Origin of the sequence: Gracilibacillus sp. D59 (assembly GCF_052246695.1) — a bacterium.
GTDB lineage: Bacteria > Bacillota > Bacilli > Bacillales > Amphibacillaceae > Gracilibacillus.
This window is the reverse complement of record NZ_JBQQCK010000011.1, coordinates 73,371-99,803: the sequence shown is the minus strand read 5'-3', so window position 1 is coordinate 99,803 and position 26,433 is coordinate 73,371. Positions and strand designations below refer to the sequence as shown.

The window sequence follows — 26,433 nt, the reverse complement described above, 5'->3', positions numbered from 1 at the left end:
GGTTGCCACTATTCAAAAGTTCCTAGTACAAGCTTATCATAAACATTTATGATTCAGCTGCAAAAATATGTGCAAAAAGATTATATCTACTTTTGTCGATTTTGACAAGACAAAAATGGCTTCTTTCGTATTTTTTACATATCTATTCGATTAATTCCCATTTTTTGAGGATATTAAATAATTGCTTTTCTGATTGTTCAATGGAGCCACTATTATCGATAATAGCATCGGCAAGTTTTCGTTTCTCATCTAAATCCATTTGACTGTTCATGCGATCTCTTGCTTCTTTTTCAGTCAATTTATTTCGATCCATAAGCCGTTGTAATTGAATAGATTCCGATGTATAAACCACAACAGTTTTCTCCACTAAATATGTAAGGTTATTCTCAAACAAAAGCGGTATATCCATTACAATCGTTTGATTTCCTTGTTGGAGTAGTTCTTCCTTTTTGGAAAGCATTTTTTTACGAACAGCTGGATGAACGATCCTATTTAATGTTTCTCTTTTAGTTTGATCCTGAAATATAATCGATCCCAGCTTCTTGCGGTTCAATCTACCATCTTCACATAAAATATCTTCACCAAAAGTTGCTGCAACCTCTTCTAGCGCTTGTTCCCCTGGTTCTACTACTTCACGCGAAACAATATCAGCATCAATTACGGGAATCTTATATTTGTCTCGAAACATGTTGCTAATCGTTGACTTACCTGTTGCTATGTTGCCTGTTAATCCAATTATCAATATTATCACCTTTTTTAACTGACAGCCTGTCCAAAATCAGCGCAAAAAAAGCTGTCGTCTCTAAAATATTTTATAACAAGCAACTGGAATAAACTTATAAAGCATATACCAGTTGCTGTAACGACGTTTTTAAACTATCACCATTTTCCATATACCAATGATAATGAGTAAGCATCCCGGGATAAAGGACATTTTCTTTAACCCTTTTATATGTGCAAAATATTTACCAATATTGACGCCTAATAAAAGAAATAATGCTGTCATGAAAAAGACGAATATTGGCGTATATATAGGGGAAGCACCTAGCATGTAAATCCCAATCCCTGCACCAAAAGAATCTAATGATAATGCAATTCCAATCAAAAATGGTTCCACACCGTTAATTTTTCCAGATCGGTCAATATCGGCTGTCATTGGTTTCTTTAGAATTTTAATAAGAAAAGGTAGATCTTTCTTCTTTTTTTCCTGAAAAAGTGAAGATATTAATATAATACCTACCAGCGTTAAAATAAATCCCCCTACTATTTCAGTGGAACGAACAGATATGACAGAAGATAAGATCGTACCTGATAGCATTGATATCGCGAAAGTCGCTCCAACCGTTACCGATATTATAAGCAATTCTTTAATAGGTAACGTCAATCCTCTTAATCCGTAAGTAAATGCCACTAAAAAACTATCAATGCTTATCGCTATTATAAGTAAGGTTAACATCATCTGCTTTCATTACTCCTTCATCGAGACATTTCTGTATTATATGGAGTAATGAAAAAAGTTGTGAGAAAACTAAATGGGTTGGCATGTCGGACAATAGTGTGTTCCTCTGCCATTTACTTTTATTTTCATAATGATATCTTCACATTTACTACATGGTTTATCATTCTGTGCATATACATTTAGTTGCTGTTGAAACATTCCGATTTGTCCTTGTGAATTTACATACGACCGAATCGTTGTTCCACCTTGCTTTACCGCATCCTTTAATGTAATAACAGCCGCTTGTTTAATTTGAATCACTTGTTCATCTGTTAAGCTGATACCCTTAGTTAAAGGATGGATTTCAGCCAAAAAAAGAGTCTCATCTACGTAGATATTACCTAAACCTGCAATAACTGATTGATCTAATAAAATATTTTTAATATTACGTTCACTTTTTTGCACTTTTTCTTGAAAGGTTTGTAACGAGAAATCAGCCTCTAAAGGATCTTTGGCTAACAAAACGAGTGGTTTCTTCGTTGTTTCCGTTCCTTTTTCTTGTAAATGCATCGTTCCAAATTTACGAACATCGCGATAACGTAAATCTGTACCATCTATAAAATGGAACATAACGTGTGTATGTGGCATTACCTCTTCGTTGCGATCATACACACCGTATTTTCCTTCCATTCTCAAATGAGATACTAGGACATGCTCGTCCAAATCAAACAACAAAAATTTACCTTTCCTGCGAATATCATGTATGGTTTGTCCATGCAGAAGTGCGCTAAATTGCTCAACATCATCTGGTTCTTGAATGATCTTTGGCCAAAACACATCAACTGACTCAATTGTTTTTCCAATTACTAACTGTTTTAACGTTTGTCTAATCGTTTCTACTTCAGGTAATTCTGGCATCTTCTAATTCTCCTTATTTCGCATCATACCACGTGTCACCTTGCTCGACATCCACTTTTAGAGGTACACTTAGTTCAATTGCATTTTCCATCACTTCGACAACAAGCTTAGCAATAGCTTCTAATTCTTCTTCAGGTACTTCCAGAATCAATTCATCATGTACTTGTAATAGCAATTTTGCCTGATAGTTTTCTTTTTTTAGTTGTTGATCCAACTCAATCATTGCTAATTTGATGATGTCAGCAGCACTACCTTGAATCGGAGTATTCATTGCTGTTCGTTCTGCAAAACTGCGTTGGTTAAAGTTTCTGCTCGTGATATCAGGTAAATATCTTCTTCTGTTCATAATCGTCGTTACATATCCATCTTGTTTCGCTTCTTGCACGATTTCATCCATATATTCTTTCACACCTGGATAGCTCTCCAAGTAACGATTAATAAACGATTTCGCTTCTTTTCTAGTAATACCAAGACTTTGTGACAATCCATAATCACTAATGCCATAAACAATACCGAAGTTTACAGCCTTTGCTTGTCGTCGCATATTTGAAGTAACTTCTGCTTCTGACACATGGAAAACATCCATAGCGGTTTGTGTATGAATATCTTTATCTTGCTTGAAGGCAGTCTGTAATTTTTCATCCTTGGCAATATGGGCTAATACGCGTAATTCAATTTGTGAGTAATCTGCCGCAATCAGCTTCCAACCGTCAGTTGATGGAATGAACGCTTGGCGAATCTTCCGGCCCTCTTCAATTCTTATCGGGATATTTTGCAAGTTAGGATCAATCGAACTTAATCTACCTGTTTGCGTTAAAGCTTGATTAAAACGTGTATGAATCTTACTAGTATCTTCATGGATCACTTTTAATAAACCTGCAATATAAGTCGAATCTATTTTTTTCAATTGACGATACAATAAAAGCTTATCAATAATCGCATGTTTCCCTTGTAATTGCTCTAATACATCAGCTGCAGTAGAATATCCTGTTTTTGTTTTCTTAATGACAGGTAATTCTAATTTCTCAAAAAGAATTGGACCTAACTGTTTAGGGGAATTGATATTAAACTTTTCACCTGCTAACTCATAAATTTCTTGTTCCAAAGTAGTGAGACTCGCCTTTAATTCTTTCCCCATATCAATGAGACGTTGTTTGTCCACCTTTACACCGGTTGCTTCCATTTCACCTAAGACAAGAGCAAGTGGTAACTCCAAATCCATGAGCAGTGCCAATTGCTTGTTCTCCTTCAAGGCTTGTTCCATTTGTTCTTTTAGTTGATATATCATATTTGTTTTCCGAACGATATGCTCTTCCCATTGCTGATTTTCTTCTGGTAAGCCTTTCTTCGCTCCTTTACCATAGACCTCTTCATCGAAACGGACATTTTTTTCTCCAAATCGGTGACTAATCGCTGGAATATCATGGTTATTTTCTGATGGATTAATTAAATACGATGCTAACAGGGTATCAAAAGCAATCCCTTTTATTGAAATCGATAATCGATTTAAAAGAACGGTAATTTTCTTTGCATCAAATACATATTTCTTCTGACTGTCAGCTTCTGCCCATTGTTTGAACACTTTTGAATTTTCGAGAACAGAAATCGGAATAAAATACTTGCCATTCTCGTTCACAATAGAAGCACCGATCATCTTCTCTGTATGATAATTTTCATCGAGAATTTCAATATCAAATGCATCATGTCCAGTAAATAAATCCTCTGTTATCTCCGTCACATTTTCATATATCATATCTTCTAATGATTCCGTTTGTCCATCTTCTTCTGCATCTCCGTCAATGCGATTTAATAAAGACTGGAAGCCTAAATCAAGGAAGATATCCTTCACCTTTTGATCAACATAACCTTCGTAGACAGTATCTTCAGCAGTAATTTCAATTGGTGACTGTTGATTTATCGTCACAAGCTCTTTACTCATAAAAGCTTCCTCTTTATTTGCTTCTAGCTTCTCTTTCAACTTTTTCCCTGAAACTTCATCCAAATGCTCATACAAGTTTTCTACTGTTTCAAATTGTTTAATAAGTTTAGCAGCAGTCTTTTGTCCAACACCAGGGACACCTGGGATATTATCTGATTTATCTCCCATCAATGCTTTTAAGTCAATGACTTGTTCCGGTGTTACTTCCATATCTTCTTTTAATGTTTCTGGTGTATAGGTCATCACATCACTTATACCTTTTTTCGTGAGACGGACGTCTACTTTGTCTGAAACAAGCTGTAGTAAGTCTTTATCACCTGATATGACTTTTACCTGCCAATCCTGTTCTTTTGCTTGATTGGCAATCGTACCAATAATGTCATCTGCTTCATAGTTTTCCAATTGATAATGTTTAATATTAAATGCATCTAACAATTCTCGTAAAACATGAAATTGTTCACTTAATTCGGACGGGGTTTTCTCACGGCCACCTTTATATTCCTTGTATGTCTTATGACGGAATGTTGTTTTTCCGGCGTCGAACGCTACGAGCAAATGGCTCGGTTGTTCTTCTTCCAAAATTCTTAATAACATAGTTGTGAAGCCATACACTGCGTTCGTGTATACCCCTTTATCATTATTTAACAGTGGTAACGCAAAAAATGCACGATAGGCGATACTATTTCCGTCGATTAATATCAGTTTATTCGTCATATTACCGGTCTCCTTTTTGTTCTATACATTGCTTCTATTTTACCATGATTGGATGAGAGAAGAAAATTTTGATTACTCCCTTTTGAATGGTTATGGATGAAGACATAAGAAAAATCGTCCATACCCCTCCCAGTCCTCATTCACACTAGATACAAACTGCGAAATAGTGAAAATTTGTCTTGGTATAGTTTCCTCCCATTCTGAATGATGATGAGTGCTTGGAAACGCTCCGGCAGAATACTGCGCTTTCCATGGGCACGGCCTCAGCCTCCTCAGAAAACAAAATACATTTTCTTGCGGGGTCTTCAGCTCGTGCTGTTCCCATAGGAGTCTCCGTATTCTGCCTCCGCTAATTTAAGTGTTCTATTTATTGAAAGAACAGAACTCTTGAATTATGTTCTTTGTATTTCCTGTCACTTTAACAGACCACTATGCTAAGCTGCGGAAAAATGCGACACTCCTGGGGGAACAGCACGAGCCGAAGATCCACTTGGTAAAGCGGGTTTTCTTTACCAAGTTAGCTGAGGCCGTGCCCCCGGAAAGGGAGTATTTTTCCGCAGCGACGATCAAGCACTCATCCATAAAAGAATGGAAGAAAGCAAATCTAAATAGTATAACTTCGCAGTTTATATTTTTTGTGCACCTTTTTCTCATATTTAAAAAAACCATTTCCTATCCACAGTTGGATAAGAAATGGATTGAAAGCTTTTTGTGTTTATTCTATATATCCTAACAATAGATCAGCATAAGGAGATCCTTGTGGGATAATAATAGTTGTCTCACCATCGATTGTTTCTTTGTAAGATTCAAGTGTTCGATACAGCTGATAGAATTCAGGATCTTGTGAAAATGCTTCGTTATACATTTTCGCTGCTTCTAATTCGCCTTCTGCTCGGATTTCTTCGGCTTCCGCATTCGCTTTTGATATCATTTCTTTTACATCACGATCAGCTTTTGCCGTAATTCTGCTTTTTTCCGCTTCCCCTTGTGAAAGGTATTGTTGAGCTTTTGTTTCGCGCTCAGAGATCATGCGGTTAAAAACAGATTGTTCGTTTTCTTCAGGTAAATCGGTCCGTTTGATTCGCACGTCGTCTACCCTTATACCATAATTATCTCTTTCTAGTAGTGTATTGACACGATCCCTGACTCTTTCGTTTAGGGCACCTCTTGTACTTCCTTCATCATTAATAATTTCATCATAATCCATAGAACCCAGTTCTGAGCGAATAACAGAAAATATAAATTCACCCATTCTTGCTTCTGCACCCATTTCCGTTCGGGCATTCGCAATCATGGAAGCGGGATCCGTAATTTCCCAAATCGCATAATTATCGATAATCATACGTTTCTTATCCAATGTATTGATTTCACGCTCCATTACGTCATATACTAATTTTTTCTTGGGAAGCGTTGTAATCGATTGTAATAAGGGTATCCTAAATTTCAGACCAGGTTCGTCTTTAATAGCAACTACTTCTCCAAACTGGCGAACTACTTTATATTCTCCTTCTTTCACCACAAACATACTACTAACAAAAACAATTAAGACGATTACAGTAAGTAAAATTACTAGCCCAATTTTTATTACTCTTCTAATCTCTTTCGGTGTCATTTTCTTCATTTCATGAACATTGTTATTCTCTGTCATTATTATTTTCCTCCTCACTATCCTCAGTATTATTCTCTGATTGATTATTATCGGAGGACTCTGTTGCTGGTGGTAATGTAGATGATTTGTTTTCAGCTAAGGGTAAGTATTTCAATGTATTCCCATCATCATTCATAATATAAATGTTTGCATCAGGCAAGACTTGATCAAGTGTCTCTAGAATCAATCGCTGCCTTGTGATATCTGGATTACTTTCATAAGCATCGTATAATGCGTTGAAAGCTGCCACATCCCCTTTAGCAGTTTCAATTCTTTCTATCTTATCTCCTTCCGCTCTTGAGATAATCGCATCTTTTTCCCCTTGGGCTTCCTCATAAATCTCATTTCGATATTTATCTGCTTCATTTTTCTTAGTATTCATTGTTTCACGTGCGTCCGTTACTTTCATAAATGCTTGACGCACTTCTTCATTAGGTAAATCTACTTCTTGCAATTTCACATCTTGAATAGCAATTCCTACGTCATAATCTTCCATAAGTGTTACTAATAAGTCCAATACTTTATTCTCTATTTCTGCTTTTCCATCTGTTAATGCTTCGTCAATAGTTGAAGATCCAATAATACTTCTTAAAGAAGCTGATGTAGCATTATAAAGCACTTGTTGTGGATCATCGGAGTTAAATAAGTATTTACTTGGTTCAATTATTTTCCATTGAACTACTAAGTCAGCTTGTAGAATATTTTCATCTCCGGTAATCATTCGCACAACATCTGAATTTTCTGCTTTTTCCGGATCATATCCAAAATTCAAACTGAATGTTTCCTTTGATAATGTTTCTACTGTTTGAATCGGCCACGGTAACTTAAAATGAAGGCCTGGTTCTGTCATTCCTTCTTCTGCTTTACCAAATGTAATTAAGACAGCTTGCTCTGATTCATCCACGGTATACCAACTTGTTGCCGCAAATAAACCTAAGAAAACTACAGCTATGACAATTCCGATCCAGCTGTAAATTTGCTTTAAAGTCATTATAGTTCCCCCTTCTTATTTCCTTTAAAACTTTACCATACATTCCCTACATACGTAAGATGTTACAGAAAAGTTTCATTTACTTTACGAAGAAAACTAGGCTTATCACCAAATTATGGTGTACTATTACTAAATCAATAGAATTTGTTATATTCCTATGTAAAAAAAGTGGTGAAAGAATTTATCCATTCTCTCACCACTTTTTCGGTATTTTCACGGTAAAGCACGAGCCTTTTCCCATTTCACTTGAAACAGCTATCGTTCCCTTGTGTGCCTCCACAATATGTTTAACTATCGCTAATCCTAAACCTGTTCCCCCCGTGTTACGACTTCTAGCTCTATCCACACGGTAAAATCTTTCGAAAATACGTTGTCTTGCTTCTTCAGGTATACCAATTCCCGTGTCTTCTACTTCGATGATCACTTCACTATCGTTTTCATCAACTCGAAGAGAAACATTTCCATGTTCAGGCGTATAACTAATTGCATTATACATTAAATTTAATACCACTTGCTGCAAGCGATCAGGATCCCCATGAAAGGAAATGTTTGGTTTTATCGCTTTGGTAAATTGTAGTGATTTTTTACTAGTTTGTTGCTCCAGTAACGTCAAACTGCTTTGCAACCATTCATCCACTTCTATTAATTTGGTTGAAAGCTTCATTTCTTCTTTTTCAATTTTAGACAATTCGAGTAAATCATGTATTAATGATTGTAAACGAGTACTTTCCTTTAATATAATCGTAAGAAATTGTTCTTTAATTTCATCATCTGCCATTTCATCTTCTAAAAGCGTTTCTGCAAACCCTCGAATGGATGTTATTGGCGTCTTTAATTCATGAGATACATTAGCTACAAAATCTTTACGCATTTCTTCGACACGTTTTAAATCTGTTATATCATGGAATACAAGTACTGCTCCTTTTAAATCCTTTACATCGTTAACGACAGGTGCGCCGACTACTTCGATATAGTGTTTCTCACCATTTATGTTTATAGTAATATTACCGGTCATTTTTTCTTCGTACAAAAAAGTTTCTTGTACCACTTTATGGATTGTCTTATCCTTTAACACATCATAATACAGGAACCCAATATAATCTGAAGATTTTCTCCCAATCATTTGCATGAATTTACGGTTAATTAAATGGACGTATCCTCTTTCATCAATTAACATAAGCCCACTTTCCATGTTATTCAAAACTGTCTTCCATTGACTTCCTTGCATTTTCTCTTGAATAGTCATTTCTTGTAAATTTCGCGCCAACACATTAATTGCATTGCTCAGTTGCTGTGCTTCACCATGTGGTTTCACGTATGTTCTGGCATTATAATTTCCTTTTACAAGTTCATTTGTAACATTGATTGATGCTCGGATTGGACGTACATAGTTTTCAAACATGTGATAAATTAAAACCAATAAAATAATAAATCCTATAATTAAAGAAAATAACACAAAAAATTGCTCTTCATTAGAGGTAAGAGGTAATATAACAATCCCCATTAAAATAAATACTGAAGCGGTCATTAATATGTAACGATAAAACAGATTTATTCTTTTTTTGACGTCCATTAATATGGTTCCTCCATTTTATAACCAAGCCCTCTAATTGTTTTGATGTATACCGGATGTTTCGTATCCGGTTCAATTTTTTCACGTAAATGGCTAACATGTACATCCACAATTCTTGTGTCACCAACAAAATCATAATTCCAGACTGCACTTAGCAACTGATCGCGTGATAACACTTTCCCTTTGTGTTTAGAAAGATAGTGCAATAATTCAAATTCTTTACGGGTAAAGCTGAGAGGTTCCCCTTTGATTGTAGCTTCATATTGTTGTGGATAAATGAGTAAGTCTGAAATTTTAATAAATGGCTGGTCTGCCGCCCCTTCTTGTTTTCTAGATCTACGCAAGATTGCTTTAATTCTTGCGACTACTTCCTTTGGACTAAAAGGCTTTGTTAAATAGTCGTCAGCACCCAATTCTAGTCCTAACACTTTATCAAATTCATCATCTTTTGCCGTTAACATTAGAATAGGTGTATCAATTTGTTTCTGTCTTAAAGCTTTACATACTTCTGTGCCTTCCATACCTGGTAACATTAAATCTAATATAATTAAGTCAAATTCTCCGGTAGCCGCTTTATGTAATCCCTCAATTCCATCGAAAGCAGTATCCGTTTTAAACCCAGACTTCTCAATATTATATTGTAATAAAGTTACAATAGATTGTTCATCATCAACGATTAATACTTTCTCTTCCATTAAAAAAGCACCCCATCTTATTTTATCTATTTTAACTTAATCATACATGGACGTGCACCTAATGTGAATAGATTTACACAACAAAAATTCCAATAACATGTAAATTTTTCTTTACAATTCTTAAACTTATTTTGACATTGCACCACTTTCCCAGGCAAATATCTGTACAGACAAGTGTTGAATGTTTCGTGATAAAAAGGTTATATACTAAGATACCTTTGAATCACTCAATTCACCGTTCAACTGTAAAAAGGTTATCCATATAAAGTTGTAAACCTATTTTACAAATACTTGAAATAATAGTCTAGTTAATAATAAGTAAGAAACCAACTTTTTATTTAGCATGCTCAACATAAGCCCATCGTTCAATATGCTATTTGAATAATTTAGGTAATATTGTTTGTAGCTCTGTTAAATCGTCAATGACCATATCAGCATGAGCAAGTTCATCTTCTCGTGCAAAGTCAAAGTTACACCCAATGGAAACTAAACCATTATCTTTAGCTGCATTTATATCTGAAAGCCGGTCTCCAATTACTGTTCCATTAGTGATGCCGTATTTTTTTATAATATTCTGAACCAAATCCGATTTATTCAGTGAATTAATTTGTTGGATACTAAATGTTTCCGTAATGTATTTATCCAAATGATAATAACTTACAATCGCTTTTAAGTATTCCGTCAAACCATTGCTTGCTATGTATATTGAAAAATTATTCTCTTTCAAATAACTAAAGACTTCTTTTACTTCAGGATATAATGCACCTTTTCCACTTCTTATATTTTCAATTAGTCTTTCTAGAAAATAAGTATCCACTTGTTCTCTTTCCTCAACAGAGTGATTAGGTAACAAAGTCTCCCATACTTTTGGTAATGGCACACCCATTATTTCACGGTATTTATCAATAGGGGTAACTGTACTCCATCTATTTAGTGAACGTAAATGGTTAAAAGTATCTTCAAGTGATAATTCCAAAATTTTATCTGTTTGAAATAGTGTTCCATCCATATCAAAAATTAGTGACTGAGACATTATCTTCTTCTCTCCCTTTTCAAATTTAACAAAAAAGTGGATATAAGCTAACGAATACCTCTTCTGTCCTTAGAAGAAATAGCTTTACCCTTTTTTGAAGTAATGCTACCATTTAACTGAATATCAATAGAAAGATAATTAAGGTTTAGAACATTGTAAGAATTTTATTATAATCATTTATTAGTGATTAGTTATTTCTTTTCCTTTATCTTTCTTTCCGATACTAAATCCTACCGATATAGCTAAAATCGTACCAAAAAGCAACGGCGTACTGAAATCGTTGGTAAAAAATCCCCAAACAGCCCAAGCCACTATAATTCCTAATATCGCCAGTAACATATCCTTCATTTTATTTAACCTTCGACGAGGAGTTTTAACTTACCCTATTGGTATAATATTAATGGTATTAATGATAAAGTTATTTGATGTAAAACCATATATACAGATATTAGAAGAAAGAAATAATGGTTATAATAGGGGTCAACACCTAAAAAAATCAAAAGATATTGAAGTATTACAAAAAATACTCCTATTAAAATTAAACTCCATGTTTTAGATACAGACATAATTAATATGGAAAGAGGAAAACCCATTCCACTTAACAATACAGCTAATTTAAAAAAGGTATAATTTTCTCGTAATAAATAAACAGTCTTTTTCATGATGCACAACCTTTACTATCATACTTACCTTTATATTTTCCATAAAAATCTGCTTATTCTACAATCCTGACAATAAGTTTAAGATCAAAACTTCACAAACTAACTCCACAAATATGAGAACTATCCCTCTAGTCTACGAATCTTGCCTCCGCATTAGGTAGTACTCAAGTTATTGAAGGAATAATACACGGTAAAGAATACACTTCGAAAGCTTGCTTGAGCAGATGTGACTTATGCCCTTTGGGTAAAAGCGCATTATTCTGCTTAAGCGGTGGCCATGACACTCACTTCAAGAAAGATTGGGAGAAAGCACCCCCCTGAAAAGGTTATTGCGCAGTTTGTGTTTTTATGTACCATCTAATAATTTCTTGTTTGTATAAAAAGCACCGGAGAGTTTGAACTCACCGGTGCTTTTATAACCCTATTATTCCATATTTTTGATTAGCTCATCACCAAATTCTGATGCTTTTACTTCTGTTGCTCCGTCCATTAGACGTGCAAAGTCATATGTTACTACTTTAGAGCCGATTGTTTTATCCATTGATTTAAGGATTAATTCACCAGCTTCTCTCCATCCAAGGTGTTCAAGCATTAATACACCAGAAAGAATAACAGAAGATGGGTTTACTTTATCAAGACCAGCATACTTAGGAGCAGTACCATGTGTTGCTTCGAAAATCGCATGTCCTGATTCATAGTTAATGTTTGCACCTGGTGCAATACCAATACCACCAACCTGTGCAGCAAGTGCATCTGATACATAGTCACCATTTAGGTTCATTGTCGCAACAACATCAAATTCTTTTGGACGAGTAAGAATTTGTTGTAAGAAAATATCCGCAATTGCATCTTTTACAATGATACGGCCTGCTGCTTCCGCATCCGCTTGTGCTTTATTTGCTGCGTCACGGCCTTTTTCTTCTGCGATTTTGTCATATTCTGCCCATGTGAATACTTTGTCACCATATTCTTTTTCAGCTAGTTCATAACCCCAGTTTTTGAAGGCACCTTCTGTGAATTTCATGATGTTACCCTTATGTACTAAAGTAACACTTTTACGTCCTTCATTAATAGCATAATCAATTGCTGCACGTACAAGACGGCTAGTACCTTCTTTAGAAACTGGTTTAACTCCTAGTCCAGAAGTTTCTGGGAAACGGATATTTTCCACTCCCATTTCATTTTGAAGAAAGTCGATTACTTTTTTCACTTCGTCAGATCCTTCTTGCCATTCGATCCCTGCGTAAATATCTTCTGTGTTTTCACGGAAGATAACCATATCTGTATCTTCAGGACGCTTAACAGGAGATGGTACACCTTCAAACCAACGTACTGGACGTAGACAAGTAAATAAGTCTAGTTTTTGGCGAAGTGCTACGTTTAATGAACGGATACCTCCACCGATAGGTGTTGTAAGAGGTCCTTTAATCGCAATTTTATATTCACGGATTACATCAAGAGTTTCTTCTGGTAACCATTCACCAGTTTGGTCATATGCTTTTTGACCAGCAAGAACTTCTTTCCATTCAATTCCTTTTTCACCGTTATAAGCCTTTTCAACAGCTGCTTCTAATACACGGCTAGCTGCAGCCCAAATATCTGGACCAATTCCATCCCCTTCAATAAAAGGAATGACTGGTTTATTAGGTGTTTGCACAACACCTTTTTCTACAGTAATTTTTTCACCCATAATTCAAATTCCTCCTAGATTCATTAATATTTATATCATTTTCAAAAAGAAAATGGTTAACGTTGATTAATATCCACATATTTTTGTTTTTGTGGACCTACATATTCTGCGCGTGGTCTGATTAAACGGTTGTTCTCATATTGTTCTAAAATATGTGCAATCCAACCTGAAAAACGGCTCATCGCAAAAATCAGTGTGTACAGATCATGTTTAATCCCTAAACTATGGTACACGGAAGCGGAGTAGAAATCAACATTGGCAGGTAAGCCTTTTTCCGTTTTAATATATTCCTCAATCTTCACGGACATTTCATACCATTTTTCCATTCCATGACGTGCTGTTAATTCTTTCGACATTTTCTTCAGATGTTTAGCACGTGGGTCACCATTTTTGTAAACACGATGGCCCATCCCCATGATTTTTTCTTTATTTGCCATTTTTTCTTTTACATATGGAATTGCATTATCCACTTCACCGATCTCAAGCAACATCTCCATTACACGTTCGTTTGCACCACCGTGAAGTGGTCCCTTAAGCGCACCAATTGCAGCTGTAATACCTGAATAAATATCAGATAGTGTTGCAACACAAACACGTGAAGTGAATGTAGATGCATTTAATTCATGATCTGCGTGGAGTACTAATGCCTTGTTAATAGCTTCTACTTCTAGCTCTCCTGGCTCTTCCCCATTCAACATATAAAGAAAGTTTGCTGCATAGCTTAAGTCTTTTTTCGGTTGAACAATTTCTTTCCCATCACGAATTCGTGAAAAAGCTGTTACAACAGAAGCTATTTTTGCTTGTAATCGAATAGCTTTACGTTTATTAGCTTCATCTGTCATCTCATCAGCTTCTGTATCATATAGACCAAGCAGTGAAACCGCTGTTCTTAGAGCTGCCATTGGATGCACATTATGTATATCATACGATTTAAAATGTTCTATTACTCCATCTGGTAATGTCATATTATCAAATAAGTCTTTTTCCAGTTCAGCTAACTCTTCTTTATTTGGAAGCCTTTTATTCCATAATAAAAAAACAACTTCTTCAAAGCTAGCATTCTCTGCCAAATCATCAATCGTATAACCGACATATGTAAGCTGATCATCAATAATGGAACTTACCTTTGACTCTGCTGCTACTATCCCTTCAAGTCCTTTCGTTGTTGACATAACATCCCTCTCCTTTTCTTATCCAAATTGCTTTTATTTTTATCGTTCAAGCGATAAAAATAATGGTGCTTTTGAACATCCCCATGCCTATTATAAACAAACAAAAAAAGATAGTAAATGAAAACGATTAAAATTTATCATATAATCTCGTTTTCTTTCATAGCTTGTATTACCTCTAATTTACTTAAGAAACGGAAGTGCATCCAGCATTTTGATAATAACATATGCGATTCCTGCGCCGATTAAAGGACCAACAGCAACACCTTGCAATACTACAACGGCGATGATAGTGCCTATTACCAGTGCAGTAGTAATCTCAGGGTCATTTGCTAACAGTGAAAGTCCATGTTTTGCAACGACTGCTACGAACATACCTGCAAAAAGTGCAACCCATGCATGATAAGATTTTACACTTTGTAATAAGTCTTTGAAGCCTATTTCTCCAGTAGCGATTGGAATCAAAACAGCTACCGTTATGATGATGACGCCCCAGCCAATCCCTTTGTCCTGTATATAAGGAAAAAGCTTATCATCAATTTTTAATAATTTCATTCCAAAGAGTATGTATACAGCTACCATAATGGCCTGATTTTTTGCGATGTACCCTAACAAAAATAATATGAGTAAAAAAATGGTTGAACTACTTATCATTACAAGTCCTCCACTGCTTTCTAACCAATGAATATCTTATCACAAAGTGCTTAAATTTGAAAAAAATAACCTCTGATTCAAAAGGAGATTTAAATAATGTTAACCAAGCAAATGACTTTTAGGATTTTTCACTTATTTGGAATGCTATCGGTGCTTTTATTAATCATATATCTGATTGTCCAATTTTTGTTTCCGTTCTTTTTAGCATGTGTATTTGCGATTCTTTTATATCCCATTATTCAATTAATGCATTTTCAATTAAAAATCCCCTATATCCTCAGTTGTCTTCTAGCAATATTAATTGCGATAGTTGGCACCATTATGTCTCTTTTTTATATTGGAGTTGAATTATTACAAGGAATTGTTTATTTAACGAAATGGATGCCGGATAATCTCCAGTTTTTACTGGAACGATCTATTGACCATTTTAATCAATGGATACAACCAATCATTCAGAAATCAAATCAATTTATTCACAGTCTGCCTACTGAACAGCATTCTATTATAGAAGAACAATTAACTGAGATCAGTATAAGCCTTGCCGATCAGATTGCTTATATGTTAGAAATAATGTTGAACTGGGTTGGTATGCAGGTAGCAAGCCTGCCAGGGTCTGTTACTGTACTAATTTTTTCTTTTTTGTGTACTTTTTTCATTTGTAAAGATTGGGACAAGTTCTATCAATATATTTCGAAGAAAATCCCTTTATCATACATCGAAATTATATCAACTATTTCAAAGCAAATAAAAACAAAGGTCATTAAGTATCTAAAAGCACAATTATTACTCCTTTTTATTACTTTCACGACAATCTTTTTTGGGTTAAGTTTATTCCAAATTAAGCATGCTTTTACAATAGCAATTCTGATGGCTTTAGTAGATCTCTTACCTATTTTAGGAACTGGAATCATTTTTATACCATGGAGTTTATATCTGTTTATGACAGAAGACACGACATTGGCGATTTGCTTGTTTTCCCTTTATATATTTGTTATTTTGCAAAGACAAATTTTGGAACCGAAAATCATTTCCAATGCTTTAGGGATTCATCCTATCTTAACGATTCTTTCCATTTATTTAGGTTTTCAATTATTTGGTGTTAAGGGACTATGGCTCGGCCCTGCTATCTTATTTATCGGTAAAGCATGTAGTGAAGCCAATCTGTTCTACATCCTCTGGCAATATATTAAACATAATCACATTACCGTCGATAAATCGTAAATCTACCGCTATCCATCCATTTACGCGCAATGTTCTGAAACATATTTTTAAATGGTCTTCGAGTAAAAGGAATTAGCAGGCAAAAACCGATAATATCTGTTATAAATCCTGGTGTTAACAGTACAACTCCACCAATCAAAATACAAATACCATCAAAAATTGACTCTTGTGGTGCATACCCCATGCTCATTGATTCTTGTGCTTTTCTTAACGTTTCTAACCCTTGCTGCTTGGCCAACCAAGCACCAATAACTCCGGTAAGTATAATCAAGAAAATAAGCCACCACGGTCCTATATACCCACCAGCCCAAACAAAAATACCAATTTCTAACGCTGGAACTACCAAAATGAATAAAAGTAACCAACGAAACATATTCATCACCCTTTTTTGATAAAGAAAAACTTGGTTTATCGCCAAGTAGTGGCGGAATCCTAAGTTTTCTTATACTATCACCCTTAAATTTTTCACGGTGCAAATCTTCCGTAAAACTCTCATTATTGAAAGTCTCACTTTATATTTTCTGATAGTGAAAAATAGAGAAGAAGGCTAGCTTCTTCTCTAAATCTCCATTTTTATAATACACTTGCATGACCAGCGTAGATATCACCTTTTTGTGCATCAATAGTAATATCTTGTCCATCATTAATTAATTCAAGAGCTCTTTCGACACCTACGATAACCGGAATACCTAAGCTCAAGCCAACTACTGCTGCGTGAGAAGTCAATCCGCCTTCTTCCGTGATGATACCACCTGCTTTTTCAATCGATGGCATCATATCTTTATCCGTACCATAAGTAATAATGATATCATCTTGTTTCACTTTTAACTTTGCTTCTTCTACATCTTTACAAATAACGGCACGTCCGTAAGTACTACCTTTCCCTACACCTTGGCCTTTTGCTAAAACATCACCAATTACATGAATTTTAAGTAGGTTAGTCGTACCACTTTCACCAACTGGTACACCAGCAGTGATGATAACACGGTCACCGCGTTTGAAATGATTTGTTTTCAACCCTTGTTCTATTGCTTCTTCTAATACGTCGTCTGTCGTATGTGCAAGCGTACCAACAATTGTTTCTACACCCCATACAAGCGCTAATCTTCTGCTTACTTGTTCATCAAATGTAACGGCAATAATCGGCGATTCCGGACGATATTTCGAAATCATACGAGCAGTAAAACCACTAACAGTTGGTGTTAATATAGCATCAACATTTAAGTTCATTGCTGAATGATTAACTGACTGACTGATCGCATCAGTAATCGTCACATCAGATGCTTTGGATCGCAAATCAAGCATTGCTTTATGATCAATAGCTGTTTCTGCTCTCTTCGCAATATTACTCATTGTTTCTACCGCTTCAATCGGATAATCCCCAGCAGCTGTCTCACCAGAAAGCATGATTGCATCTGTTCCATCTAAAATAGCATTTGCAACGTCTGAAGCTTCTGCTCTTGTTGGTCTTGGATTGCGTTGCATCGAATCAAGCATTTGCGTTGCTGTAATAACAGGTTTACCAGCATTGTTACATTTATAAATCATCTCTTTTTGAACTAACGGTACTTCTTCAGGTGGAATCTCAACACCTAAGTCACCACGTGCAACCATCAAACCATCACTTACTTGGAGAATCGCATCTAAATTATCGACACCTTCCTGATTCTCGATTTTAGGAACGATTTGAATATGTGTTGCATTTTGTTCCTCAAGCAACCCTCTAATTTCTAACACATCAGATGCACGACGAACAAAAGAAGCGGCGATAAAGTCAACTCCTTGCTCAATACCAAATTTAATATCTGCTGCATCCTTATCGGTGATACCTGGAAGATTCACGCTTACGTTCGGAACGTTTACACCTTTTTTGTTTTTCAATAACCCAGAGTTTAACGCTACTGTTTTTAACTCATTTCTATCTTTTAGAATTTCCGTTACTTCTAGCGCTATTAAACCATCATCTAGTAATAATTTGGAACCAACCTCTACATCATGAATTAATTGAGGGTAGGTTACCGAAATACGTTGTTCATTTCCTTCAATCTCATCCATTGAAACATATACAGTGTTTCCTTTAACAATATCAGCTCTTCCGTCTTTTAAAGTTCCAGTACGAATCTCTGGACCTTTTGTATCTAATAAAATGGCAACTGTTTTACCTAATTTTTTTGCTGCATTTCGAATGTTTTTAATTCTTGCTCCATGCTCATCAAAATCTCCATGAGAGAAGTTTAAACGGGCAACATTCATACCTGCCTTGATCAATTGTTCCAATTTTTCTTCTGCTTCTGATGCTGGTCCAATAGTACAAACGATTTTAGTTCTTCTCATTTTACTTCCTCCTTCAATCATCTAACCCTGTTGCGATAATATTTGCTAAATTAAATAGATAGTTGATTTGCTAATTTATACATATTCATGTTGACAGCATGTTTTTCCGCTAAAACTTCTGATATATCATGGTCTACAACAACATTATTTATTACACCAACCACACGACCGCCAATTCCGTCCATTAATAAGTCTACTGCTTTTGCACCTAGGCGACTTGCTAATACACGGTCATATCCGGAAGGTGAACCACCTCGTTGAATATGGCCCAAGACCGTTACACGTGTGTCCATTTGAGTCTCTTCTTCTATACGTTTTCCATAGTCAACACCACTGCCGACACCTTCTGCCAGAATGATGATACTATGTTTTTTACCACGTTCTTGACCGCGTTTCAGCTTACCTACTACACTTTCAAAACTTTCTTCTTGTTCGGGAATAATAACACTTTCCGCACCATTTGCAAGACCTGCCCATAACGCTAAGTCTCCCGCATCTCTTCCCATTACTTCAATTACATATGTACGTTCGTGTGAAGTAGCTGTATCACGAATTTTATCCACTGCATTGACGATTGTGTTTAAAGCTGTATCAAAGCCGATTGTATAGTCAGTACCTGGAATATCATTATCGATAGTACCTGGAACACCAATACATGGGAACCCTTTTTTGGTTAATTTTTCTGCACCACGAAACGACCCATCTCCGCCAATGACAATGAGTCCCTCTATCCCAATTTTTCTCATTTGTTCAATTGCTTTTTGTTGACCGGCATCTGTCTTAAATTCTTCCGAGCGTGCAGAATACAGAATTGTTCCACCACGTTGAATGATATCCCCAACAGAACCTAACTCCATTTTTTTTATATTACCTTCCATAAGTCCTTCATATCCGTTGTAAACGCCATAAACTTCTAATTCATGATAGATTGCTTTACGAACAACCGCACGAACCGCTGCATTCATCCCCGGTGCATCGCCACCACTTGTTAATACACCAATTTTTTTCAAATAAATCACCTCATTAACAAAATAAATTGTCCTACAACATTTCTCCCCATCTTTTCTCTCTTTTAAACTATATAGGAATTCCACCTAAGATTATACATGAAATAAAAACGAAACTCACCCCTTAACATTATAATTTTAGCGTATTTCTATTAACTTTGAAAGCTTTTTTGTTTTTTTACCCAACAATGATTGTTTATCAAATATAAGAAAACTCCCAATTTTACTTTGTTTAATTCGATATAGATAAATACTGCGAACTAGTGAAAATTCTCTTGATGTTGCTTTCTTGCATTCTGATTGATGATTAGTGCTGATATTCGCTTCGGCAGAATACTGCGCTTTCCGCGGGCTCGGCTTCAGCTAACTTGGTAAAGAACCCACTTTACCAAGTGGATCTTCAGCTCTCGCTGTCCCACAGGAGTTTCCGTATTCTGCCTACGCTAGACGTTGTGTTCTGTTTATTGAAAGTATAGAACCTATGGAACTATATTCTTGGATTTTCTGTCTTTTTATCTCCTGTGGGTCGGCTAAAAGCGGCCACGTCCTGTGACCAACGCCAACACTTGATCGTCCTGCTCTTCGAATCAGCAACACTGAAGAGCTCGCGTGATGCACCTGCGTCTTCTAGTAATGCTTCGTATTAGGCTTCCTCGGTGCAAGGGAGCAAAGATGCTTATTCAAGTAGTTCCCTTGCTGAAATGTTGCCCTACGGCATAGAAAACACTACGAAAGCGTTCTTGGCTAGAGTAAATGTTGCACTTTTACCCTTGGGTGAAAGGGAGTATTTTTCCGCAGCGACGATCAAGCACTCATCCATTAAAGAACGGTAGCAAGCAAACCTAAACGCAGTTTATGTATTTTCTGGACCATTTTCACACACATTAGAAAAACCCCTCCTATAGATGGAGAGGTTTGTATTTAGACTTCTATTTTTTCTATTGATGAATGTACTTCGCCGATTTGTTTGTATTTTTCCCAGCGTTTGTCGAGTAATGATGTTTCATTTTCCCCTTCTAATTCTTGTAATGATTCATCTAATACTTTGCTGATATTTAATGCTTGAGTTACCAAATCTCGATGTGCACCGCCAAGTGGTTCGGGTATGACTTCATCAATTACACCTAATTCTTTTAAATCAGGTGCTGTTATTTTCAATGATTTTGCAGCTTTTTCTGCTTGTCCTGAATCTTTCCAGAGCAATGCGGCTGCTCCTTCTGGTGATATAACGGAATAAGTAGAATTCTCTAACATGTGAATTCTGTCTCCTACTCCAATACCTAACGCACCACCGCTTCCACCTTCACCGATCACAATACATATAATTGGTACTTGGATTCCGGCCATCTCCATCAAGTTTCTTGCAATGGCTTCACTTTGTCCTCGTTCCTCTGCAGCTTTTCCTGGATAAGCACCTTTCGTATCAATAAAGGTAATGATAGGCCGATTAAACTTTTCTGCTTGCTTCATATGGCGCAGTGCTTTCCTGTATCCTTCAGGATGGGGACTACCAAAATTACGTTTAATATTATCCTTAGTATTTTTACCGCGTTGTTGACCAATAACCGTAACAGGTTTCCCTTTATACTTGGCAATACCTGCAACAATCGCTTCGTCATCGCCAAATAAACGATCTCCATGAAATTCAATAAAATTAGTAAATAATTGCTCTATATAGTCCAATGATGTAGGACGTTCTGCATGACGGGCGATTTGCACACGGTCCCATGGCTGTAACTTTCCGTATATATCATTTTCTAATTTAGCTAATCGATCTTCCATTTTGCTAATTTCATCAGATAAATCAATATCACTATCCATGGTCATTGCTTTTAATTCTTCAATTTTTTCACGTAATTCAATAACAGGTTTCTCAAACTCCAGCACTTGTTTCAACTGTGTCACCTCCAATTCCATGGATGTCCAATATCGTTGCTAACGTATCTCGCATCTCCGCACGGTGTATTACTTTATCAACTTGTCCATGTTTCATCTGAAATTCTGCGGTTTGAAAATCTTTCGGTAATTTTTCACGAATGGTTTGTTCGATTATTCTTCGACCAGCAAAACCGATTAATGCACCTGGTTCTGCGAAATTGTAATCTCCAATCGAAGCAAAGCTTGCAGATACTCCACCCGTTGTAGGATTTGTCATCACAGAAATAAATAAACCATTTTCTCTATGCAAACGTTGAATGGCAATTGACGTTTTGGCCATCTGCATAAGACTTAGTATCCCTTCCTGCATACGAGCTCCACCTGAAGCAGTAAAAATAATGATCGGCATTTTTTCTTCACGTGCACGTTCAATTGCTCTAGCGATTTTCTCGCCTACAACAGACCCCATACTACCCATTCTAAAACGAGAGTCCATGATAGCAATCGCAGTTCGTTTCTCGTGTATTTTGCCTTCACCAGTGACAACAGCTTCATTTAAACCGGTTTTTTCTCTATCTTTCTCCAGTTTTTCTTCATATTGAGGAAACTGAAGTGGATTTTGTGATAACAAATCCTTATCCCATTCCACAAAGCTTCCTTCATCGAACAAACTGTTAATACGGTCATAAGCAGAAATTTGATGATGATGGCCACACTCAGGACAAACATTTAAATTTTTATTTAGTTCTTTCTGATAAAATATTTTTTTGCATCCACCACATTTTTGCATCAAACCTTCTGGTACATCCTTTTTGGCGTTCTCGCCAGGGATAGACGCATATTTTTTCTTTTTTCCAAACAAATCTTTCAACAAGGAAGATTCCTCCTTCTTCATTACACTACAATGTATTCGAAACTAAAATCTCTTATTCAATTGTTTTTTTGTATTTTTTTACCATATCATAATAATATTGATCAGGATAAACATCTTGCTCAATATTCTCAGAAAAGTCTTGCATAAGACACCAAATTTTCAACAATAGCTGATTGCCATTAGCTTTAAAAAAAGCAAGAAAAAACTGATGGTGTTTCTCCTCTTTTGATAAAGAAGAATTATCTAAAATCTCCATCAATCGTCGTAGCTGTTGATCTGAAAGTGAGTCAATTGATAACACATGATTTTCCAACACTCTTTTAGCTTGCTGCAGTTCTACTTGTATCTGAGAATCTTGTAAGACAAATGAAGCTAACAGCTCTACGGCATGGTACGTTTGATAATCTCGTAAGTAAGTACCTTCCCCCTGCCTTGTTTCGATAATCCCTAACAATTCAATGGCTCTTAAAGCTTCTCTAACAGAGGATCTAGCTGCATCTAATTGTAAAGATAGCTGTCTTTCAGACGGCAGCTTATTTCCAGGTAAATAACCATCTTCTTTGATAAGACGTTGAATTTCACTTAGTACTTGCTGATACACTTTAATGCGCTCTGACATCACTTTCCCCCTGTTGCCGTCTTTACTGGTCAGACCAATTAACTATTACATTATATCAGATCAAAAGATGATGTAAAGAGGCACCCTTCTATGAAGAATGCCTAATCACTACATTGTCATTTCCAAAATATTGTTTTAATTCTTTGACGACATTCCACGCACTATCCAGATTATAATGACTCGACAATTTAAACAACTTACGCTGCTTCTCTTGGTAAAGATAAACGGTAGAAGCTCCTGGATATTTTGTTGCTAACTCTTCCAGTTTCTCCAACGGCTCCTCTTTTCCATCTACTACTTTAATATAAACACTGTCAGTAGTTAGTTGCTTTTCTTCCAATTGATAGGGCTGTACATCATTAACAATCATTTGTTTTTTTTCATTCCGTTCTTCTATTTTTCCTTCCACAAATACAAAACCATCTTCTTCAAGCCAATGATTTACTTGCCGGAATACATTTGGAAACAATACAGCGTCGATTTCACCTGATTCATCTGAGAGTGTTGCAAAAGCCATGGACTCTCCTTTTTTGGTTCGAATCACTTTTAAAGATTGAACCACTGCAGCCATTTTTGTTTTTTTCTGCTTTAAGTAGTGTGATTGTTGGATCGAAACATATCCATATTTGCGAATTTTATCACGTACCTGAGCTAATGGATGTGTAGATACAAAGAATCCTATCACTTCTTTCTCCATCATCAGTTGTTTCATAATTGGATACTGATCTGTCTCTGTATAGGTAACATCTAGAGCTAGATCCCCTTCAAAAAAGTGAATCTGGTCATCAAACTCTCTAAATAATTCACCTTGTTCCATAGCTTCATCAAGACTTGCTAAAAGGGTGGCACGATTGTCATGCAATTCATCAAATGCACCAGCTAAAATCAGCGATTCAATAATCGTACGGTTGATTTTTTGCAGTGGCACCCTTAAGCAAAAATCAAATAAATTTTTGAAATGTTGATTCTTACGCGCATCCAATATGGTTTGTACAGCTTGAAATCCTATCCCTTTTATAATATTTAAACCAATTCTAATGCCACCTTTTTCAGCTTTGAATTTACCAATACTTTGATTAATAGATGGTGGCAACACTTCTATATTTCTGCTTTTAGCTTCTCGTAAATAGATTTGTATTTTTTCGGTGTTTCCCATGTTCATGCTTAACATTTCTATAAAAAATGCAACAGGATAATTTGCTTTCAAATATGCTAATTGATAGGCAATGACACTATAGGCAACCGCATGACTTCTGTTAAATCCATAATTAGAGAAACGAACAATCCAATCAAACACTTCTTCTGCCGTCTGGTTGTTATACCCATTTTTTAAGCTTCCATTGATGAATTTTTGCTTATTATCCATTAGAAGTGTTTTATCTTTCTTGCTGACTGCCCGTCGAAGAATATCTGCTTCACCATATGTAAAACCAGCCATTTTATGAACAATTTGCATGATTTGTTCCTGGTAGACGAGCACTCCATATGTTTTTTCCAATATCGATGCCAAATCAGGATGAAGATGAGGTATTTCCTTCTTCTTATGTTTACGTTCAATATATGTTGGAATAAATTCCATAGGACCTGGTCGGTACAATGCATTTACTGCTACGATATCTTCAAAATTACTTGGGCGTAATTCCCGTAACACTTTTTGCATCCCCTGTGATTCCAATTGGAAAATGCCATTTGTTTCACCTTTTTGTAATAGTCTGTAAGTATTTTCATCATCAAAAGGTATGTTTTCTATGGAAATATATTTCTTATAATGGAATTCAATTTGCTTAACAATCTTTTCAATTAATGTTAAGTTACGTAACCCAAGAAAATCAATTTTTAATAAACCGATTTTCTCCAAATCATTCATTGGATATTGCGTTAATGCGACATTACTTTGCGATGGCATCGTTGCAACGTGTTGTGTCATCTCTTGGTCACTTATAATTACTCCTGCCGCATGTGTCGATACATGACGAGGAAGCCCTTCAAGCTGGTTAGCGATTTTAAATAACTGTTTTAGTTGGTCAGACTGTTTCACATACTCAACTAATTCCGATGTTTGGTTTAACAATGCCGCAATGGTACTATTACTATCTTTTGGCAATGATTTTAAAATATATGTCTGATCATTATCATGAATATCTAAAACTTTAAAAAGCTCCCGTAACAAAGACCTCGCCGCAAATGTACCAAAAGTTATAATTTGCGCCACGTGATCTGCACCATATTTTTCTACGACATAACGAATTACCTGATCTCTCTTCTCATCTGAAAAGTCAATATCGATATCTGGCATCGTAACACGATCCGGGTTTAAGAACCGTTCAAATAACAAGTCATATTTAATTGGATCGACCTCTGTAATACCTAAAAGATAAGATACAAGTGATCCAGCTGCAGATCCACGACCTGGTCCCACCATAATTTGATTTTCTTTTGCGTAATTTACAAAATCCCAAACAATGAGAAAATAATCACTAAACCCCATCGATTGAATGACGTCGATTTCGTAATGAAGACGCTCGGAAATTTCGTCTGTCACACGTGAATATTTATTCATTAAATTCTTTTCACATAGTTCCTCTAAATATTGGTCAGCATGCCTACCATCTGGAACAGGATACTTGGGTAATAACCTTTGGTCTAACGGAAGCTCAATGTGACACAGTTTTGCCAATTGATCCGTTTCTGTCAGTAACTCAGGCCATGTTCGAAAAGCTATTTCAAGCTCGTCAGGCGATTTAAAATATGTACCTTCCAATTCCTCGACCATTTCCTTGTGCCATTTTACACCTTGATCAATGGCCCTCAAACTACTATAAGCAACCACATCTTGCTTATTCAGGTACCTTACATCTGACAAGGCAAGCTTTTTTATATTCAATTGTTCAAGTATGTTTCGGTGATTGATCATATTTTCCGATACACCAAGATAAACATTATTCAAATCACAATTAGAATTGATTTGTTGTAGATTAGATTCTATTTGTTCTACTTGCCATTGTTCACCAGGGAAAATGGTTACAACAGATTCATCGTAGTCCTCCAACATATGGAGACTCATTTTTTCACCGTGCTGCAGCTTTGTACTTATCTGCAACAAATGCTGATATCCAGTTACGTTTTTAGCTAAAGCGATAATCTCAACCGGCTGCTCATTGAATTCAACGTGATAGGTGAGCCCAATAATCGGATTAATACCCGCCTTCTTACACGCTTGATAAAAAGGGATCGATCCGTGCATGATTCCTTCGTCCGTCAATGCAAGATGTTGATAACCATAGTTTTTCGCCTGTTTTACCAATGGTGCTATTTGGATGGTACTATTCATTAAAGAGTAACCACTTTTGATTTGTAGTGCGGAAGAATGCGGCAT

General features: G+C 36.0%; 21 protein-coding genes. 1 reads left to right on the top strand and 20 read right to left on the bottom strand.

The window, feature by feature from the left end:
• Positions 1 to 142: 142 nt before the first annotated feature.
• The 13 genes from coaE to ACTWP4_RS17140 all read right to left on the bottom strand — a co-directional run bounded on the left by coaE (position 143) and on the right by ACTWP4_RS17140 (position 15,124).
• Positions 143 to 748 (bottom strand): dephospho-CoA kinase, encoded by a 606-nt coding sequence (gene coaE, locus ACTWP4_RS17200; RefSeq protein WP_443130082.1) that lies wholly within the window; start codon positions 746 to 748, stop codon positions 143 to 145.
• A 123-nt stretch (positions 749 to 871) separates the two neighbouring features.
• Positions 872 to 1,459: a sporulation membrane protein YtaF gene (gene ytaF / locus ACTWP4_RS17195; protein WP_443130020.1), complete on the bottom strand. Its 588-nt coding sequence runs from the start codon at positions 1,457 to 1,459 to the stop codon at positions 872 to 874.
• A 69-nt stretch (positions 1,460 to 1,528) separates the two neighbouring features.
• Complete coding sequence (gene mutM, locus ACTWP4_RS17190) at positions 1,529 to 2,356, bottom strand: DNA-formamidopyrimidine glycosylase (protein WP_443130019.1); 828 nt, start codon at positions 2,354 to 2,356, stop codon at positions 1,529 to 1,531.
• Between the two features lie 13 nt (positions 2,357 to 2,369).
• A complete protein-coding gene (gene polA / locus ACTWP4_RS17185; protein ID WP_443130018.1) occupies positions 2,370 to 5,009 on the bottom strand; it encodes a DNA polymerase I in 2,640 nt (879 codons plus the stop codon).
• A gap of 715 nt (positions 5,010 to 5,724) precedes the next feature.
• A complete protein-coding gene (gene hflC / locus ACTWP4_RS17180) occupies positions 5,725 to 6,657 on the bottom strand; it encodes a protease modulator HflC (protein WP_443130017.1) in 933 nt (310 codons plus the stop codon).
• Positions 6,644 to 7,648 (bottom strand): FtsH protease activity modulator HflK, encoded by a 1,005-nt coding sequence (gene hflK, locus ACTWP4_RS17175; protein WP_443130016.1) that lies wholly within the window; start codon positions 7,646 to 7,648, stop codon positions 6,644 to 6,646. Before hflK ends, hflC begins: the two co-directional genes overlap by 14 nt.
• 193 nt (positions 7,649 to 7,841) lie before the next feature.
• Positions 7,842 to 9,221, bottom strand: a complete 1,380-nt coding sequence (gene pnpS, locus ACTWP4_RS17170) for a two-component system histidine kinase PnpS (protein ID WP_443130015.1) — start codon at positions 9,219 to 9,221, stop codon at positions 7,842 to 7,844.
• Positions 9,221 to 9,916: a response regulator transcription factor gene (locus tag ACTWP4_RS17165; protein ID WP_443130014.1), complete on the bottom strand. Its 696-nt coding sequence runs from the start codon at positions 9,914 to 9,916 to the stop codon at positions 9,221 to 9,223. Before ACTWP4_RS17165 ends, pnpS begins: the two co-directional genes overlap by 1 nt.
• Positions 9,917 to 10,289: 373 nt before the next feature.
• Entirely contained in the window at positions 10,290 to 10,949 is a 660-nt protein-coding gene (locus ACTWP4_RS17160; protein ID WP_443130013.1) for an HAD hydrolase-like protein, read from the bottom strand.
• A 180-nt stretch (positions 10,950 to 11,129) separates the two neighbouring features.
• Positions 11,130 to 11,297 (bottom strand): tRNA U-34 5-methylaminomethyl-2-thiouridine biosynthesis protein, encoded by a 168-nt coding sequence (locus tag ACTWP4_RS17155; RefSeq protein WP_443130012.1) that lies wholly within the window; start codon positions 11,295 to 11,297, stop codon positions 11,130 to 11,132.
• A gap of 738 nt (positions 11,298 to 12,035) precedes the next feature.
• Entirely contained in the window at positions 12,036 to 13,301 is a 1,266-nt protein-coding gene (icd, locus tag ACTWP4_RS17150; protein ID WP_443130011.1) for an NADP-dependent isocitrate dehydrogenase, read from the bottom strand.
• Between the two features lie 56 nt (positions 13,302 to 13,357).
• Complete coding sequence (gene citZ / locus ACTWP4_RS17145) at positions 13,358 to 14,473, bottom strand: citrate synthase (RefSeq protein ID WP_443130010.1); 1,116 nt, start codon at positions 14,471 to 14,473, stop codon at positions 13,358 to 13,360.
• A 180-nt stretch (positions 14,474 to 14,653) separates the two neighbouring features.
• The gene (locus tag ACTWP4_RS17140; RefSeq protein ID WP_443130009.1) at positions 14,654 to 15,124 is read right to left on the bottom strand and encodes a DUF441 domain-containing protein; all 471 of its coding nucleotides are present in this window, start codon (positions 15,122 to 15,124) and stop codon (positions 14,654 to 14,656) included.
• A gap of 96 nt (positions 15,125 to 15,220) precedes the next feature.
• On the opposite strand from ACTWP4_RS17140, the gene ytvI reads away from it, so the two are divergent.
• Positions 15,221 to 16,345: a sporulation integral membrane protein YtvI gene (gene ytvI / locus ACTWP4_RS17135; protein WP_443130008.1), complete on the top strand. Its 1,125-nt coding sequence runs from the start codon at positions 15,221 to 15,223 to the stop codon at positions 16,343 to 16,345.
• On the opposite strand, the gene ACTWP4_RS17130 is transcribed toward ytvI, so the two are convergent.
• The 7 genes from ACTWP4_RS17130 to dnaE form a co-directional block, all read right to left on the bottom strand.
• Positions 16,326 to 16,718 carry an FxsA family protein gene (locus tag ACTWP4_RS17130; RefSeq protein WP_443130007.1) on the bottom strand — a complete coding sequence of 131 codons (393 nt, stop codon included), beginning with the start codon at positions 16,716 to 16,718 and terminating at the stop codon, positions 16,326 to 16,328. The two genes, ytvI and ACTWP4_RS17130, sit on opposite strands and share 20 nt — an antisense overlap.
• 200 nt (positions 16,719 to 16,918) lie before the next feature.
• Entirely contained in the window at positions 16,919 to 18,679 is a 1,761-nt protein-coding gene (gene pyk, locus ACTWP4_RS17125; protein WP_443130006.1) for a pyruvate kinase, read from the bottom strand.
• Positions 18,680 to 18,729: 50 nt separating this feature from the next.
• A complete protein-coding gene (pfkA, locus tag ACTWP4_RS17120) occupies positions 18,730 to 19,689 on the bottom strand; it encodes a 6-phosphofructokinase (RefSeq protein ID WP_443130005.1) in 960 nt (319 codons plus the stop codon).
• Positions 19,690 to 20,607: 918 nt separating this feature from the next.
• The gene (gene accA, locus ACTWP4_RS17115; protein ID WP_443130004.1) at positions 20,608 to 21,582 is read right to left on the bottom strand and encodes an acetyl-CoA carboxylase carboxyl transferase subunit alpha; all 975 of its coding nucleotides are present in this window, start codon (positions 21,580 to 21,582) and stop codon (positions 20,608 to 20,610) included.
• Positions 21,560 to 22,438 carry an acetyl-CoA carboxylase, carboxyltransferase subunit beta gene (gene accD / locus ACTWP4_RS17110; protein WP_443130003.1) on the bottom strand — a complete coding sequence of 293 codons (879 nt, stop codon included), beginning with the start codon at positions 22,436 to 22,438 and terminating at the stop codon, positions 21,560 to 21,562. Before accD ends, accA begins: the two co-directional genes overlap by 23 nt.
• Before the next feature lie 52 nt (positions 22,439 to 22,490).
• Positions 22,491 to 23,057, bottom strand: coding sequence for a FadR/GntR family transcriptional regulator (locus tag ACTWP4_RS17105; RefSeq protein ID WP_443130002.1), 567 nt, complete (start codon positions 23,055 to 23,057; stop codon positions 22,491 to 22,493).
• Between the two features lie 88 nt (positions 23,058 to 23,145).
• A complete protein-coding gene (gene dnaE, locus ACTWP4_RS17100; RefSeq protein WP_443130001.1) occupies positions 23,146 to 26,433 on the bottom strand; it encodes a DNA polymerase III subunit alpha in 3,288 nt (1,095 codons plus the stop codon).